The following is a 15,528-nucleotide window of genomic DNA, read 5'->3' as shown; positions in this document are numbered from 1 at the left end:
TAACGTTGACGCATGACCTCTTCTGTCAGCCTCGATGACCTGATCCACACCATCAAGTCCGTCCACACCGACGCCCTCGATCAACTCACCGATGCCGTCCTGGCCGCCGAACACCTCGGCGAGGTCGCCGACCACCTCGTCGGCCACTTCGTCGACCAGGCCCGCCGCTCCGGGGCCTCCTGGACCGACATCGGCGCCAGCATGGGCGTCACCAAACAGGCCGCCCAGAAGCGGTTCGTCCCCAAGGGTGACACCATCGACCCCGAGCAGGGTTTCGCGCGGTTCACCCCGCGCGCCCGCGCCGCGGTCGTCTTCAGCCAGAACGCCGCCCGCGACGCCGAGAACACCGAGATCACCCCGGAGCACCTGATATTGGGTCTGCTGGTCGACACCGACTCCCTTGCCATCGCACTGCTCCGCGCCCAGGGCATCGAACCCGACCAGTTGCGTGCGGCGATCACCCTGCCCGCGGCGACTGGCCAGACACTGCACCTGGTGCCCTTCAGCGGTGCTGCCAAGAAGGTTCTGGAACTGACCTTCCGCGAAGCGCTTCGCTTGGGCCACAACTATGTCGGCACCGAGCACATGCTGTTGGCGCTGCTGGAATCCGAGGCCGGGGACGGCCCCCTGCACGGACTGGGCCTCGACAGGGACCGGCTCACCACGACGCTGATCGACCTGCTGTCGACGATGCCGGGAATGAAATCCGACGACGAACTGTAGAACTGCGACATGGAACTCAACGCAGCCGCCCGTGAACTCATCGGCGCGGGCGCCGATGCCACGCTGGTCACCATCAACCCCGACGGCAGCCCGCAGGCCACCGTCGTCTGGGTCGCGCTGCAATCCACCCCCGAGGGCGACGAACTCGTCTCGGCGCACCTGAGCGACACGTATCGCAAGGTGCGCAACGTCCGACGCGACGGCCGGGTCACCGCCACCATCCTGGCTCCGAGCAAGCCCGGCCAGCAACGCGAGTACCTCTCGGTCACCGGGACCGCGCGCGTCGTCGAGGGCGGCCTGGGTGTCCTCAAGGATCTCGCCGTCGCCATGCTCGGCTCCGACGAGCACTTCCCACCCGCCGATGCCCCCGACGGATTCCTGACCCGGATCCGCATCGAATCCGTCGGCGGGCACGGCCCCTGGGTGGCCTAAACGGCCGAACCCCCGAGCCGCCGCCGGGCATGTGCCATCATGCGAGGCAGCAAAGGGAGGGTTTGTATGTCGCGCTTGTTGTCGATCCTTGTCGCCGCCATGACGTTGGTGGCGGTCGGTGTCGCCCCGCCCGCCGCCGCGGCCGAGACGCCGATCGGCGACCTCGGACAGACGCTGCGCGTGCAGTACGACGACTTCGTCGCCGATGTCACCGTCCACGACGTGCTCCCGGTGCCCGTCCCGCCAGGCTGGGGCTGGAACGGTTCCCCGCGCTGGCGGGCCCAGGGCGGCCCCTGGCGCGCCGGCATCACCGTGCACGTCATCTCCGCGCCCAACCCGTTCAAGCTGTCGATCGCCACCACGTTCAGCGGTGTCACCCCGTACGCCGACGCCTACGCCGCCAAGCACACCGACGCGCCCGACGCGCTGGAGAAGGCACTGCTGAACGCCCCGCCCGGGGCCACCGTCTCCGGCGGCGTCTACTGGGATGTCTATCGGGCGCTGGTCACCAACGTGGTGATGATCAACCCGCAGACCGGAACGCACCTGGCGCAGTGGAACATCTGGCAGCCCGGTTCTCCCCTGCCGTGATCCGGGCCGCCACGGCCGCAGATGTCGACGAGCTGGCCGCGGTCGCGGCCACCACCTTCCCGTTGGCCTGCCCGCCCGGTGCCGACCCCGCCGATGTGGCCGCGTTCGTCGCGACCCACCTCTCACCGCAGGCCTTCCGAAATTATCTGCGCGACCCGGATCGCATCGTGCTCATCGCGTGCGACGCAGACCGGATCCTCGGCTACACCATGCTGATTCGCGGTGAGCCCGACGACCCCGACGTGCAACGCGCCGTCGCGCTACGGCCTGCCGTCGAACTGTCCAAGATGTACACCGCACCCGAAGCCCATGGCCGCGGCGTCGCCGCCGCGCTGATGACACACGCCCTGGAACACTGCACGGACCTCGGCGCGGCATGCGTGTGGCTCGGGGTGAACCAGGACAACGCCCGAGCACAACGGTTCTACGCGAAATCGGGTTTCGAGATCGCCGGGACCAAGACGTTCCGGCTGGGAAACAACATCGAGAACGACTACGTGATGGTGATCAGACTCGGCTGAGCACGTCACGGACGACCGCCACCGTGTCCTCGGGGTGCGTCAGATGTACCGCGTGTGTCGACCCCGGCCAGCACTGCAACGGCACGCCCAGCGCCTCGGCGATGCGCTGATGCGCGACCCGCGTGGTGGCCTTGGGCGGACGCTCCGCGGTGACCACGGCGGCTGGAACCCTGGGCACCTGGGACATGTCGAAACCGGCCGCGACTGCGGTCAACCCGGTCACCTCGCGGCCCAGCTGAACCAGATCCGCCTCGGCGGCAATGCGTATCTGGGCCGCCGCGCAGTCCGGTCGCAAACCGCGGGCCTGCCGGGCGGTGGATTTCAGTCCCCAGGCCAGCAGCGCACGATGCACGACCGGTATTCGGGCCATCGCCGCTACCGATCGGACAGCGCGCTCGACGCGCCTGCAGAGGACCACATCGTTGATGGGGGTGGGATCGAGCAGGACCAGCCCGGCGACGTCGGCGGGATGATCGCGTGCGAGCAGCAGCGCGATGACTGCCCCGAGGCTCTGCCCGACCACGACGACCGGCCCCACTTCGGCGATCAGCTCGTGCAGATGGTTGGCCGCCTGCGCCAACGGCACCGCTCCCTCGGCGATGACGGAGCGGCAACCCGGCTCGGCGGCAAGCGATTCCGGCAGCCCGGGATAGAAGCCATCGCCGCGGGCACCGGCGCCCGGAATCAGCAACACCGGCGGAACGGCCGGCATGCTCAGCCCGACTGCGCCGCGGCCGTGAGTGCCAACAACCGCGAGGTGGCCCGCAGGTACTTCTTGCGGAAGCCGCCGGCCACCATCTCGTCGCTGAAGATCGTGTCGAGCTTGGTTCCCGAGGCCAGGATGGGAACGCCGGCGTCGTAGAGCCGGTCGGTCAGTGCCACCAGTCGTAGCGCGACACTCTGGTCGGTGATCGGGTGCACGCCGGTGATGAACACCTCACGGACCCCGTCGATCAGCGCGTGGTAGCGCGAGGGATGCATCGTCGCCAGGTGTGCGCACAGCGCGTCGAAATCGTCGAGCGTCGCTCCGTCGACGCCGACGGCGCGGGAGCGCACTTCGTCATCGGACAGCGGCTCCGGCGCCGGCGGCAGACCGCGGTGCCGGTAGTCGGGACCCTCGACCCGCACGGTCGTGAAGATGGCGGCCAGCGTGTTGATCTCGCGCAGGAAATCCTGTGCGGCGAACCGGCCCTCACCCAGCTGCTCGGGCAACGTGTTGGAGGTGGCGGCGATCGACACCCCACGCTCTACCAGAGCCGAGAGCAGCCGGGAGATCAGCGTGGTGTTGCCGGGGTCGTCGAGCTCGAACTCGTCGATGCAGATGACGATGTACTGGCTGAGCAGCTCGATGCACTCGGTGAAACCGAACACCCCGGCCAGCTGGGTCAGCTCGCCGAACGTCGCGAACGCCGTCGGCGCCACATCGGCCTTGGTCAGCGCGTAGTAGGTGGAGGCCAGCAGGTGGGTCTTGCCGACACCGAACCCGCCGTCGAGGTACACCCCCACCCCGGGCAGCACCTCCCGCTTACCGAACAATTTCTTCTTGCCGGCCCGCCGCTGCAGTGCCTGCTCGCAGAACTCCCGGCACCGCTCGACCGCCGCGGCCTGCGACGGCTCGGCGGGATCGGGACGGTAGGTGTCGAAGCTGACATCGGCGAAGGTCGGCGGCGGCACGAGCCGCGCGACCAGCTGTTCCGGCGTCACCTTGGGGTGCCGATCCACCAAACCATCGACCCCGGCGCCGCTTTGCATGTCGTGCACCTTATCGACGTGCTGCAATGAAACCCATGTCGGATAGCGCCGCTGGGACGGATTTCACAACGCTGGCCCCGGTCGATGCTGCCGGTGCCGGGCTTTCCGAGCTGTACGCCTACCCCGAGAAGCTCGATTCCTGCTGGGTGCGGGCCAACTTCATCACCAGCCTCGACGGGGCGGCGACCGCCGACGGGAAATCCGGTGTCCTCGGCGGCGACGGGGACCGCGCGCTCTACCGGCTGATGCGCGAGCTCGCCGATGTGGTGCTCGTCGGCGCGGGCACGGTGCGCGTCGAAGGCTATTCCGGTGCGCAGCTGGGTGCGGCCGAACGCCAGGCGCGCAACGCCCGCGGCCAGGCCGAGGTGCCACCCATCGCCATGGTCACCCGCAGCGGACGGCTGGACCACAGCTTGCCGGTGTTCACCCAGACCGAGGTGCCGCCACTGATCCTGACCACCCACGAGTCCGCCGAGCAGGCGCGCGCCGATTTCGCCGGGCTGGCGCAGGTGTACGACTGCTCGGCCCCCGGTGATCCCGGTGCCGTCGACCTGGCCACCACACTCGACACGCTGGCCGGGCTGGGCCTGCCGCGAGTGCTCACCGAGGGTGGCCCCAGCCTGCTCGGCGCGCTCATCTCCGCGGGATTGCTCGACGAACTGTGCCTGACGATCGCGCCGACCCTGGTGGGTGGCTCGGCCAAGCGCATCACCGACGGCCATGACGAGGCGATCACCCGGATGCGCAGACGGCACACCCTCACCGATGACGAAGGTTATCTGTACACGCGCTACAGCCGTGACTGATCCGGCGTGCGTGATCGCTACTGTGGTCGGCATGGTTACGGCGGGCAGGAGCGCGGCGACTCGACGAGTCCGTCCAGCGATCAGGGCACTCGGGGTTTCCGCGGTCGCCGTGGTGCTGACCTCATGTGCACCCCTGCTGGCAGCCAACCCACGTTTTGCCACCGACGAGGGCGCCGGCCCACAAGGTGCTCCGGAACCCACACCCACGGTCTCCGGACCACCGGCGTGGGAAGCACCGAGCGCCGACAACGACCGGGCGTTGAACTGGTCGGACTGCACCGCACAGACATTCCGTGATGCCGCCGTGGCGCCGGTGCCCGGTGTCACCCTCGAATGTGCGACCTATGACGCCGACCTCGACCCCATCAAGGGTGCCAACGGCACGATCCCGATCGGTGTGGTGCGGGCCCGCACCAGCGCCACCCCGGCCGACGCCGGCCCCTTGGTGTTCACCACGGGCAGCGACCTGCCGTCGTCCACCCAGCTGCCGGTCTGGCTGTCCCGGTCGGGCACCGACATCCTGAAGACCAACCCGATCGTCGCGGTCGATCGCCGCGGCATGGGACTGTCCAAAGCGATCGACTGCCGCGACCTCTTCGACCGCCAGGAGATGATCGACCAGACCCAGTTCGAGCCCGGGGACGACCCCGTGGCCAAACTCGGGGCGATCGCCCAGACCGCCACCACGACCTGCACCGACACCATCGCCCCCGGTGACTCGGCCTACGACAACGCCCACGCCGCCGAGGACATCGAGCGGTTGCGCAGCACCTGGGACGTGCCGACCATCGCGCTGCTCGGGATCGGCAACGGCGCCCAGGTGGCACTGGCCTACGCCGGCTCACACCCGGACAAGGTCTCCCGCCTGGTGCTGGACTCCCCCCTGCCGTTGGCGATCGGCGCCGAGGCCGCCGCCGAACAGAAGGTCAAGGGTCAGCAGGCGGCGCTGGATGCCTTCGCCGCGCAGTGCACCGCCATCAACTGCCCGCTGAGCCCGGACCCCAAGGGCGAGGTCGACGCGCTGCTCAAGGCCGCCCGCGAGGGACGGGGACCCAACGGCGCTTCCGAGGCGGCGGTCGCCGACGCCATCACCACCACGCTGGCCTTCCCCCGCGGTGACCGGGTGGCCGCGACCAATGCCCTCGGTGGCGCCATCGCCGCTGCCCGCGGCGGCGACACCGGGGCCATGACCGACCTGATCGCCCAGGCCGAGGATCTTCGTCAGACCGACGGCCAGTTCGTCAACAGCTGCAGCGATGCGCTCAACCGGCCCACCCCTGACCGCGTCCGCGAACTCGTCGTCGCCTGGAACCGCACCTACCCCCAGTTCGGCACCGTCGGCGCGCTGCGCATGGTGAACTGCCTGAGCTGGCCCAGCGGTTCGGCGGGCGAGGACCCCAAGGACCTCAAGATCCCCACCCTGCTGCTCGGTGTGCAGAACGATCCCGTCATCGGCAACGAAGGTGTCGCCGCGGTCGCGGCCACCATCATCAATGCCGGCTCCAACAGCAAGCGGGTGATCTTCCAGGGCATCGGACACGGCGCCAGCATCTACTCGCCCTGCGCGCTGCCCCCGGTGATCGGCTATCTGGAAAAGGGCACCCTGCCCGAGACCGACACGTTCTGCCCTGCCTGAGTGGACCGTCAGGACGCCCGGTGTAAATTGCGCAGGTGTCGTTCCAGCAGTCCGTCCTGAACGCGTTCCGTCCCAGCACCTCACCGCCGTCGACGGCAACGATCCTGCGGTCGGTTCTGTGGCCCATCGCCATCCTCTCGGTGATCCACCGCAGCTATGTGTTGGGCACCAACGGCTACATCACCGATGACTTCGGGCCGGTCTACCGGGCCGTCATCAATTTCAAAATGGGCTGGGACATCTACAACGAGAACTTCAACCACGTCGACCCGCACTACCTGTACCCGCCCGGCGGAACGTTGTTGCTCGCCCCATTCGGATACCTGCCCGTCGATGCCGCCCGCTACTGGTACATCACCTTCAATGTGATCGCGTTCTTGATCGCGGCATACCTGTTGTTGCGGATGTTCAACTACACGCTGTCCTCGGTCGCGGCACCCGCCTTGGTGCTGGCCATGTTCTGCACCGAATCGGTCACGAACACACTGGTTTTCACCAATATCAACGGCTGCATGCTGCTCGGCGCGGTGCTGTTCTTCCGGTTCCTGCTCAAGGGTGGCCGCAACGCAGAATTGCTGGCAGGCGCCGCGATCGGCCTGACGCTGGTGGTCAAGCCATCCCTGGCGCCGCTGCTGTTGCTGCCGGTGCTCAACCGCCAGTTCTACACCCTGATCACGGCTTTCGGTGTTCCGCTGGTCTTCAACGCCGCCGCCTGGCCGCTGGTGTCGGATCCGATGAGCTTCGTGCGCCGGACGCTGCCCTACATCATGGAGACCCGCGACTACTTCAACTCCTCGATCCTGGGCAACGGCATCTACTACGGCCTGCCGATGTGGCTGATCCTGTCCTTGCGCATCCTGTTCCTGCTGCTGGCCGCAGGCAGCCTCTACCTGCTCTACAAGTACTACCGCGAACGTGACCCGCTGTTCTGGCTGCTGACCTCATCCGGCGTGCTGCTGACCGCCTCGTTCCTGGTGCTCTCGTTGGGTCAGGGTTACTACTCGACCATGCTGTTCCCGTTCCTGATGACGGTGGTGTTGCGCAACTCGGTGCTGCACAACTGGCCGGCCTGGCTCGCGGTATACGGGTTCATGACGATGGACCGCTGGCTGCTGGCGCACTGGCCGACCACCGGACGCTTCCTGGAGTACATGAAGATCACCTACGGCTGGTCGCTGCTGCTGATCGTCGTGTTCTGCGTGCTGTACTTCCGCTACCTGGATGCAAAGGCCGACGGCAGGCTGGATTCCGGTATCGATCCGCCGTGGATGACGGATGCCGATCGGCGCGCTAGCGTGAAATCATGACGACCCCTGGTCCCAAGATCGAGCTGACCGACGACCAATGGCGCGAGAAGCTCAACCCCGCCGAATTCCAGGTGCTGCGCCGCGCGGGCACCGAGCGGCCGTTCACCGGCGAGTACACCGACACCAAAACCGCGGGGGTCTACCAGTGCCGGGCCTGCGGGACGGAGCTGTTCCGCAGCACCGAGAAGTTCGAATCCCACTGCGGGTGGCCGTCTTTCTACGATCCCGCCGCCTCCGACGCGGTGATCCTCAAGCGGGACGACTCGCTGGGCATGACCCGCATCGAGGTCATCTGCGCCAACTGCCACAGCCATCTCGGGCACGTCTTCGAGGGCGAGGGCTACCCCACGCCCACCGACCAGCGGTACTGCATCAATTCCATATCGCTGCGTCTCGTTCCTGCCGCCGGGTCCTGAGCAGCGCCAGCAGCTGCGCCGGCGGTAACGGTTCACTGAAGAAGTAGCCCTGGCCCACCTGGCAGCCGTACTCCCGTAACAGCGAAGCGGTTTCGGCGTTCTCCACGCCCTCGGCCACGGTGCTCAGGCCGAGTTCACGGGCCAGGTCGATCACCGCCCGCACGATGGCACCGGCCCGGCGATCCGCGGTGATGGTGGTGACGAATCCCTTGTCCAGCTTCAGTTCGTCGATGTGCAGATCCCGCAGATACGCCAGGGCCGAATAACCGCTGCCGAAATCATCGATGGCCACCCGGACACCGCTGGCGCGCAATTGGTCGATTGCCGTGGCGGCCACCTCGCGGTTGTCGAGCAGCAGATCCTCGGTGATCTCTACGGTCAGGCTCTCGAACGGCAGATCCCGTGCCCGCAACGCGCGCTGGATGCGATCCGGCAGCCCGAAATCGGACAGCGAGGGTGCGAAGATGTTGACCGCGACCGGAACCCGGAACCCCAGATCGCGCCAGATGGCCACCTGGCCGAGCGCCTGCTCGAGCACCAATTCGTTGATGGGGCGCATCAACCCGTGATCGCGGACCAGTTGCAGGAACTGGTCGGGCCCGAGCAGACCGCGGTCGGGATGGGGCCACCGGACCAGGGCCTCGACCCCGATGATCGATCCGTCGACCAGGTCGAACTTGGGCTGGTAGACCAGCGTGAGCTCGAAATTGTCGATCGCATGGCGCAGCTGGCCCAGCATCTGGAACGCCACCGCGCTGTCGTGCGCGCTGTCGGCAGCCCCCCGACGCAACTGCACCGGATCCCCCATGCCGACGGGCACGTCGTCCTCGGAGTAGATGTGCACCCCGGTGATGCGACCGCGCTTGGCGGCATACATCGCCAGATCGGCCCGCTTGAGCAGATCGTCGGCCGTGAGCCGAGGACCCTCGGAATTCGCGACCGCCAACCCGGCGCTGGGACACAGCCGCAGCTCATATCCGTCGACCACGAACGGGTCGGCGAACGCGGCCACCACGTGGTGTGCGACCAACCGCGCGGCGGCCTCGTCACCCTCCATCAGGACGACGAACTCGTCGCCGCCCATACGGGCGACGGTATCGCCGGCCCGTGTGCAGGTGACGATGCGCTCCGCGGCCTGCATCAGCAGCGAATCGCCGGCCGGATGCCCCAAGCCGTCGTTGACGAGCTTGAAATCGTCGAGGTCCATCGACAGCACCGTCACGGCCTCGTCGTCACGCTCGTGCAGCGCCATCGCATGCGCCAGCCGGTCCTGTAAGAGGGCACGATTGGCCAGGCCTGTCAGTGGGTCACGCATCGCCTGTGCGGCCACCGTTTCCAGCAGTCTGCTGTTCTCCCCCACCACGATGAACTGACGCACCAGCACCAGGACGATCAACAGCACCGAGATCAACAATGCCGGCGGCACTCCCGGCGATCCAGCAAAGTGCGCCGCCGCTGCGGCCAATGCCAGCACGATCGGGATATAGGGCAGCCACATGGCACCGCGGGTGATCGGCTGATCGGTATCGGCCCGCGTGCTGGTGTGTCGGCGGGAGGTCAGGGCCGCCAGCGCGATCAGCAACAGCCCAAGTGCCCATCCGATGCTGGAGAAGGGCACCCACGAGTCGTTGTCATGGGTGTTGGTGAAGACGAAGATGCCGTCCCCGACGGCGATCAGCGTCATACCGCCGACCAGCAGGGCGAGCGACTGACGTTGGCCCGCGGGTGCCCGGGCCAGGACCAGCACCGCCACCGTCAGCACGCCGAGGTCCAGCATCGGGTACGCCAGCGCGATCCCCAGTAGGAAACGACCGGTCCCGTCGGCTTGCAGGAGCGTGTCGACGACCGTCCACCAGCCGATCTGGAAGAACGCGACCGCCACGATCACGCCGTCGAGCGCCAACCTGCCGTGGGTGTACCCCGACGCCGCATGCGGCACCGCGAGCAAACCTATGCACACGAAGATCGGTAACACCAGATAGGCAACGTCGGCGACCGATGGGAAGGGCGAGGCCACCTGCCACACCTCGTAATACGCCCAGATCACCGAGCCCACGGTGTAGCCGACCATGCCGATGCTGACACAACCCCAGACCACCCGCTGGCGGGCCTGGGCACGCCGGAAGGCACACACGCAGCAACCGGTGACGAAGACAGACAGCACGATGAACGCAAGATCTTCGACGGCCACCCGCACGTCGGGCGACCCCCACCCGGTGAGCAGCCACACGGAGAACGCGATGGTGGCGACCGCGGCCCCGCCCCCCACCCGGGCGACTGTCGGCATCGTCAAACGCTAGCAAACAGTGCCACCGACGCGCATCCCGTCGGTGGGTGGGTTCACGGCAGGGCGTTCAACAGGTGTTCGACACCCACCCGCGGGCCGGTGAAGAAGGGCGTCTCCTCCCGGACATGGCGACGGGCGTCGGTATAGCGCAGCTTCCACATCAGCTCGACGATGCGGGCCAGATCCGGTCCCTCGAAGGCCAGGATCCACTCGTAATCGCCGAGGGCGAAGGCCGGCACGGTATTGGCACGCACGTCCGGGTACTCGCGGCCGGCCATCCCGTGCTCGACGAGCATCTTGCGGCGCTCGTCGTCGGGCAACAGGTACCAATCCAGGGACCGCACAAAGGGATACACACAGATGTAGTCGCCGGGATCCTCACCGGCGATGAACGCCGGGACGTGGCTCTTGTTGAACTCCGCAGGACGGTGCAGGGCAACGACGCTCCACACCGGATCGCTGGCCAACCCCAGGGTGGTACGCCGGAAGGCCTTGTAGGTGGCCTGCAGGTCCTCGACCCGCTCGGCGTGCGTCCAGATCATGTAGTCGGCATCGGCCCGGAAACCCGAGACGTCGTAGAGCCCTCGGACGACGACATCACCCTCCTCCTGTTGCTTGAGGAAGGTCGCGGTCTCGTCGATGACGGCACTGCGATCCGCATCGAGCGCCTCCGGCTGGACGGCGAAGACCGAGATCATCATGTACCGGGTCATCGAGTTGAGCGAGTCGTAATCGAGCTTGGCCATAGAGCTATCCTGCCACCAGCCGTGCCGCCGCTGTCGTGCCGGACCCCACACATGCCGGCACCCCGATCCCGTCGAGATAGGCACCGGCAACGGCCAATGTCGGCGGCAGCCCGGCGCGCAACTCGGCCACCCGATCGGCGTGGCCGGGGCCGTACTGCGGCATGGCCTCGATCCAGCGTTGGACCCGGAAATCGACGGTGTCGGTGACGATCCCGAACACCTGCTGCAGGTCGGCGAGCGAACAGTTCAGCAACTCGTCATCACCGACGCTGCGGGCCAGACTGTCCCCGAACCGGCCGTAGGACAACCGCACCAGTTCGACATTGCCGCGCCTGCCCCACTTGCGGGAGGTCAACGTGATGGCCTTGGTGTGCAACGCCTCGCCGCCGGCGACCAGCACGCCGGATTGGTCCGGCAGTGGTGTGCCGCCGGGCAGGGCCAGCGCCACCAGTGCGGTGGAGGCCACCGGGATTGCGCGCGCGATCGCCGCGCTGCGCGGTGCGACGTGTTCGATCAGGCGGGCCAGCCGCGGCGCGGGCACAGCCAGGACGACCGCATCGGCCGACCAGTGCCCGCTCTCGTCGTCGACCAGATCCCATCCGCGCGGGGACCGCGCGACCCGTTCGATGCCGACCTGCGCCCAGCGCACCCCGGCGCGGCGGGCCAGCTCCTCGACGAGCACCGTGTAACCGCCGTCGAGCGCACCGAAGACGGGGCCGGGCTGTGGCGGAGGCAGGGCGGTGCGCACCGCCTCGGTGAGGCTGCGGGCACCGCGGTCCAGGGCGGCCGCCAACGCAGGGAATGCCGCGCGCACGCCGATGGTCTCGGCCGACCCCGCGTACACACCGGTCAGCAGCGGTTCCACCGACCGGGTCACCACCTGGGCGCCGAAGCGATCCCCGATCAGCTCGGCGACCGACGGATCCGCGCCCGGCCGCCAGTTCAGCGGGCGGCGTGGTTCGTCGGCTATCCGTGCGACGGTCGCCTCGTCGACCAATCCGGCCACCGATTCGGCATTCGCGGGCACGCCCTGCAAGGTGCCGGTGGGCAGCGGGTGCAGCCTGCCCTGGCTGTAGATCAGCGGCCGCGCACCGGCGCTGGCGACCTGGCGGTCGGTCAGTCCCAATTCGGCCAGCAGCGCGGGAACCTCGGGCCTGCGCGTGATGAACGCCTCGGCGCCCAGGTCCATCGTCATGCCACCGACCTGTTCGGTGCGCAGCACCCCGCCGAGCCGGTCGGCGGGATCGAAGAGGGTGATCTCGGCATCCGGACCGGCAGCGACGCGCAGCCGATAGGCAGCGGCCAATCCCGAGATGCCGCCGCCGACAACGCAGTAGGTGGTCACAACGAGTGCACCAGCGAGACCAGGTCGGTCACCACCTCGGGGTCGGTGGCGGGGAGCACACCGTGACCGAGGTTGAAGACGTGTCCGGCCGCGCCAGCGGCCACCGCGGCCCGGCCATCCTCCACCACGGCACGCGCGGCACGCTCGACGGCTGGCCAGCCGGCGAACAATGTCACCGGATCAAGGTTGCCCTGCAGCGCTTTTCCGGGACCCACGCGCTGCGCCGCCGCGGTCAAGGAGGTCCGCCAGTCCACCCCGACCATCGTCGCCCCGGCCTCACCCATGGCACCGAGCAGCTCGGCGGTGCCGACCCCGAAGTGCGTCATCGGCACGCCACGGGGCGCCAACGCGGCGAAGATCCGCGAGCTGTGCGGCAGAACGTAGGAGCGGTAATCGGCCAGCGACAGCGTGCCCGCCCAGGAATCGAAGAGCTGGATGGCGTCGACACCGGCATCCAGCTGCGCCTCCAGGAAGCCGATCGTGAGATCGGTCAGCGAGGTCATCAGGGCGTGCCAAGTCTGTGGTTCGCCGAGCATCATCGCCTTGGTCTTCTCGTGGTTGCGGCTCGGTCCGCCCTCCACCAAGTAGGACGCCAGCGTGAACGGGGCGCCGGCGAATCCGATCAGCGGAACCTCGCCGAGCTCGGCGACCAGCATCGACACCGCGTCGCTGACCGGCGCCACCTGCGCACGCTCCAGTGGGGTGAGCGCGGCCACGTCGGCCGGCGTGCGGATCGGATGCTCGATCACCGGCCCGACGTCGGGAACGATGTCCAATGCCACGCCGGCGGCCCGCAGGGGCACCACGATGTCGGAGAACAGGATCGCCGCGTCCACCTTGTGCCTGCGGACGGGCTGCAGGGTGATCTCGCAGACCAGCTCGGCGTCGAAGCAGGCCTCCAGCATCTTGTGGTTGGCGCGCAGCGCACGGTATTCGGGCAGCGAACGCCCGGCCTGCCGCATGAACCACACCGGGGTGTGGGACGGGTTGCGGCCGGTAGCGGCGGCCAGAAATGGCGACTCTGGCAGGTCACGACGGGTGCTCATCGGCACCTATGTTGCCACGCGCCCGAAAGACGGCGCGCCTGCGCAAGGCTGAGAGCAGTTGGGGCTAGCGTCGCTGACTGTGACATCCGTCGAACCGGCTCAGTTCCGGACCGCAGTTGCGGCGATGAATGCCGCAACCGTGCGGCCGGAGATCGAGCTGGGTCCGATCCGCCCCCCACAGCGATTGGCACCGTTCAGCTACGCGCTGGGCGCCGAGGTCCGCCACCCGGACGTCGCGGTCGTGCCGGAGCGCTCCGACGGCGACGCCTTCGGCCGGCTGATCCTGCTGCACGATCCTGAGGGCGCCGAGGCCTGGGACGGCACCATGCGACTGGTTGCCTATATCCAGGCCGACCTGGATTCCACCGAGGCCGTCGATCCGCTGCTCCCGGAGGTTGCATGGAGCTGGCTGGCCGACGCGCTGGCAGCGCACGCACAGGCCGTCACCGCCCTCGGTGGCACGGTCACCGCCACCACCTCGGTGCGCTACGGCGACATCTCCGGACCACCACGCGCCCATCAGCTCGAGCTGCGCGCCTCATGGACGGCGACCGATCTGGAACTCGGCCCGCACGTGCAGGCATTCTGCGAGGTCTTGGAGCATGCGGCCGGATTACCACCGGCCGGCGTGACAAGCTTGGGATCCCGCACCCGCGCCTGACATGACCGAATCAGAGGACTCCGGGGCTGCGCCCGAACCCGAGGCGACTCCCCTGCTGGCACCCGCCGGCGGCGTGCCGCCGGTTGCGCTGTACCCCAGCGACATGGTCAAGGCCGCCGATCTGCTCGCCGCCGGATCAGGCCCGTTCGCAGTCGACGCCGAACGCGCGTCGGGCTTCCGATACTCCAACCGCGCCTACCTTATTCAGATCAAGCGCGCCGGGTCCGGCATCGTGCTGATCGACCCTGTCAATCACGGCGGCGACACACTGAAGGTCATGGCGCCGCTGGCCGAGGTGCTCGGCACCGACGAGTGGGTGCTGCATGCGGCCGACCAGGATCTGCCATGCCTGGCGGAGCTGGGCATGACACCGCCCCGACTCTACGACACCGAATTGGGTGCGCGGCTGGCCGGTTTCGAGCGGGTCAACCTCGCCGAGATGGTGCGCAGGCTGCTGGGCCTCGGTCTGGTGAAGGGGCACGGCGCCGCCGACTGGTCCAAGCGCCCGTTGCCCGCCGACTGGCTGAACTACGCGGCACTGGATGTCGAGGTGCTCTTGGAGCTGCGCGAGGCGCTCGCCGCGGTGCTGGCCGAGCAGGGCAAAACCGACTGGGCGGCACAGGAATTCGAGCATCTGCGCACCGCCGAACCGACGGTCACCCGGCGCGACCGCTGGCGGCGGACCTCGGGTATCCATAAGGTGCGCGACCCACGGGCCCTGGCCGCGGTGCGTGAACTGTGGATCACCCGTGACCGCATTGCCCAGCGCCGCGATATCGCGCCGGGACGTATCCTGCCCGACGCCGCGATCGTCAGCGCCGCCACCAGCGACCCCGACACCGTCGAAAAGCTCACCGCCCTGCCGGTTTTCGGCGGCAGTCGACAGCGCCGCAGCGCGCAGGTATGGCTGGACGCGCTGGCCAGGGCCCGCACCGACCCGGATCCCCCTACGGGTGCCGAGCCCACCACCGGTCCGCCGCCGCCCGCCCGCTGGTCGCGGCGCAAGCCGGAGGCCGCCGAACGCCTCGAGGCCGCGCGCGCCGCCCTTTCCGAACTCTCCGAACGCGTGTCGGTGCCCACCGAGAATCTGCTGACGCCCGATACCGTGCGCCGGTTGTGCTGGGACTGGCAGCCGGTGCCCGATGTGCGGGCAGCAGTGGAGGATTACCTGACGCAGGCCGGCGCGCGCCCGTGGCAGCGCGAACTGACGGTGCCGGTGTTGACTGAAGCCTTGACGCCACCGTCCGACGGCTAGCCGA

Annotated in this window: 16 protein-coding genes; 10 read left to right on the top strand and 6 right to left on the bottom strand. The window is 68.3% G+C overall.

What is annotated here, in order from left to right:
- Nucleotides 1-12 precede the first annotated feature (12 nt).
- The 4 genes from PGN27_RS25000 to PGN27_RS24985 all read left to right on the top strand — a co-directional run bounded on the left by PGN27_RS25000 (nt 13) and on the right by PGN27_RS24985 (nt 2,267).
- Nucleotides 13-723, top strand: a complete 711-nt coding sequence (locus PGN27_RS25000) for a Clp protease N-terminal domain-containing protein (RefSeq protein ID WP_335328527.1) — start codon at nt 13-15, stop codon at nt 721-723.
- A 9-nt stretch (nt 724-732) separates the two neighbouring features.
- Nucleotides 733-1,155, top strand: a complete 423-nt coding sequence (locus tag PGN27_RS24995; RefSeq protein WP_335328526.1) for a PPOX class F420-dependent oxidoreductase — start codon at nt 733-735, stop codon at nt 1,153-1,155.
- Nucleotides 1,156-1,221: 66 nt separating this feature from the next.
- Nucleotides 1,222-1,746, top strand: a complete 525-nt coding sequence (locus tag PGN27_RS24990) for a hypothetical protein (protein ID WP_023985668.1) — start codon at nt 1,222-1,224, stop codon at nt 1,744-1,746.
- Complete coding sequence (locus tag PGN27_RS24985) at nt 1,710-2,267, top strand: GNAT family N-acetyltransferase (RefSeq protein ID WP_335328525.1); 558 nt, start codon at nt 1,710-1,712, stop codon at nt 2,265-2,267. Before PGN27_RS24990 ends, PGN27_RS24985 begins: the two co-directional genes overlap by 37 nt.
- On the opposite strand, the gene PGN27_RS24980 is transcribed toward PGN27_RS24985, so the two are convergent.
- Nucleotides 2,254-2,979, bottom strand: coding sequence for an alpha/beta fold hydrolase (locus PGN27_RS24980; RefSeq protein ID WP_335328524.1), 726 nt, complete (start codon nt 2,977-2,979; stop codon nt 2,254-2,256). The genes PGN27_RS24985 and PGN27_RS24980 overlap by 14 nt on opposite strands.
- Before the next feature lie 2 nt (nt 2,980-2,981).
- Nucleotides 2,982-4,019, bottom strand: coding sequence for a cell division protein ZapE (gene zapE, locus PGN27_RS24975; RefSeq protein WP_335328523.1), 1,038 nt, complete (start codon nt 4,017-4,019; stop codon nt 2,982-2,984).
- Between the two features lie 35 nt (nt 4,020-4,054).
- Here zapE and PGN27_RS24970 point away from each other — a divergent pair, with 35 nt between their 5' ends.
- From PGN27_RS24970 to msrB, 4 genes are read left to right on the top strand one after another with little or no spacing between them, the layout of a single operon-like run.
- On the top strand, nt 4,055-4,825 hold the full coding sequence (locus PGN27_RS24970) for a pyrimidine reductase family protein (RefSeq protein WP_335328522.1): 771 nt from the start codon (nt 4,055-4,057) through the stop codon (nt 4,823-4,825).
- Between the two features lie 31 nt (nt 4,826-4,856).
- Entirely contained in the window at nt 4,857-6,461 is a 1,605-nt protein-coding gene (locus PGN27_RS24965) for an alpha/beta hydrolase (RefSeq protein ID WP_335328521.1), read from the top strand.
- 35 nt (nt 6,462-6,496) lie between these two features.
- Nucleotides 6,497-7,768 (top strand): arabinofuranan 3-O-arabinosyltransferase, encoded by a 1,272-nt coding sequence (gene aftC / locus PGN27_RS24960; RefSeq protein ID WP_335328520.1) that lies wholly within the window; start codon nt 6,497-6,499, stop codon nt 7,766-7,768.
- Nucleotides 7,765-8,184, top strand: coding sequence for a peptide-methionine (R)-S-oxide reductase MsrB (msrB, locus tag PGN27_RS24955; RefSeq protein ID WP_335328519.1), 420 nt, complete (start codon nt 7,765-7,767; stop codon nt 8,182-8,184). Before aftC ends, msrB begins: the two co-directional genes overlap by 4 nt.
- Here the strand turns inward: msrB and PGN27_RS24950 are convergent.
- Genes PGN27_RS24950 through hemE form a run of 4 tightly spaced genes read right to left on the bottom strand, consistent with a single transcriptional unit; the run spans nt 8,141 to nt 13,608 of the window.
- Nucleotides 8,141-10,471: a putative bifunctional diguanylate cyclase/phosphodiesterase gene (locus PGN27_RS24950; RefSeq protein ID WP_335328518.1), complete on the bottom strand. Its 2,331-nt coding sequence runs from the start codon at nt 10,469-10,471 to the stop codon at nt 8,141-8,143. The two genes, msrB and PGN27_RS24950, sit on opposite strands and share 44 nt — an antisense overlap.
- 53 nt (nt 10,472-10,524) lie before the next feature.
- Complete coding sequence (gene hemQ, locus PGN27_RS24945; RefSeq protein WP_335328517.1) at nt 10,525-11,217, bottom strand: hydrogen peroxide-dependent heme synthase; 693 nt, start codon at nt 11,215-11,217, stop codon at nt 10,525-10,527.
- 4 nt (nt 11,218-11,221) lie between these two features.
- On the bottom strand, nt 11,222-12,562 hold the full coding sequence (locus PGN27_RS24940; RefSeq protein ID WP_335328516.1) for a protoporphyrinogen oxidase: 1,341 nt from the start codon (nt 12,560-12,562) through the stop codon (nt 11,222-11,224).
- Nucleotides 12,559-13,608 carry a uroporphyrinogen decarboxylase gene (gene hemE / locus PGN27_RS24935; RefSeq protein ID WP_335328515.1) on the bottom strand — a complete coding sequence of 350 codons (1,050 nt, stop codon included), beginning with the start codon at nt 13,606-13,608 and terminating at the stop codon, nt 12,559-12,561. Before hemE ends, PGN27_RS24940 begins: the two co-directional genes overlap by 4 nt.
- Nucleotides 13,609-13,687: 79 nt before the next feature.
- Here hemE and PGN27_RS24930 point away from each other — a divergent pair, with 79 nt between their 5' ends.
- Nucleotides 13,688-14,269 carry a DUF3000 domain-containing protein gene (locus PGN27_RS24930; protein WP_030135126.1) on the top strand — a complete coding sequence of 194 codons (582 nt, stop codon included), beginning with the start codon at nt 13,688-13,690 and terminating at the stop codon, nt 14,267-14,269.
- Between the two features lies 1 nt (nt 14,270).
- The gene (locus PGN27_RS24925) at nt 14,271-15,524 is read left to right on the top strand and encodes an HRDC domain-containing protein (protein ID WP_335328514.1); all 1,254 of its coding nucleotides are present in this window, start codon (nt 14,271-14,273) and stop codon (nt 15,522-15,524) included.
- The last annotated feature ends 4 nt before the right edge of the window (nt 15,525-15,528 follow it).

Origin of the sequence: Mycolicibacterium neoaurum (genome assembly GCF_036946495.1) — a bacterium.
Taxonomy (GTDB): Bacteria; Actinomycetota; Actinomycetes; order Mycobacteriales; family Mycobacteriaceae; genus Mycobacterium; species Mycobacterium neoaurum_B.
Note: the sequence above shows the minus strand (reverse complement) of the source record. Positions and strands in the feature narration are given on the sequence as shown.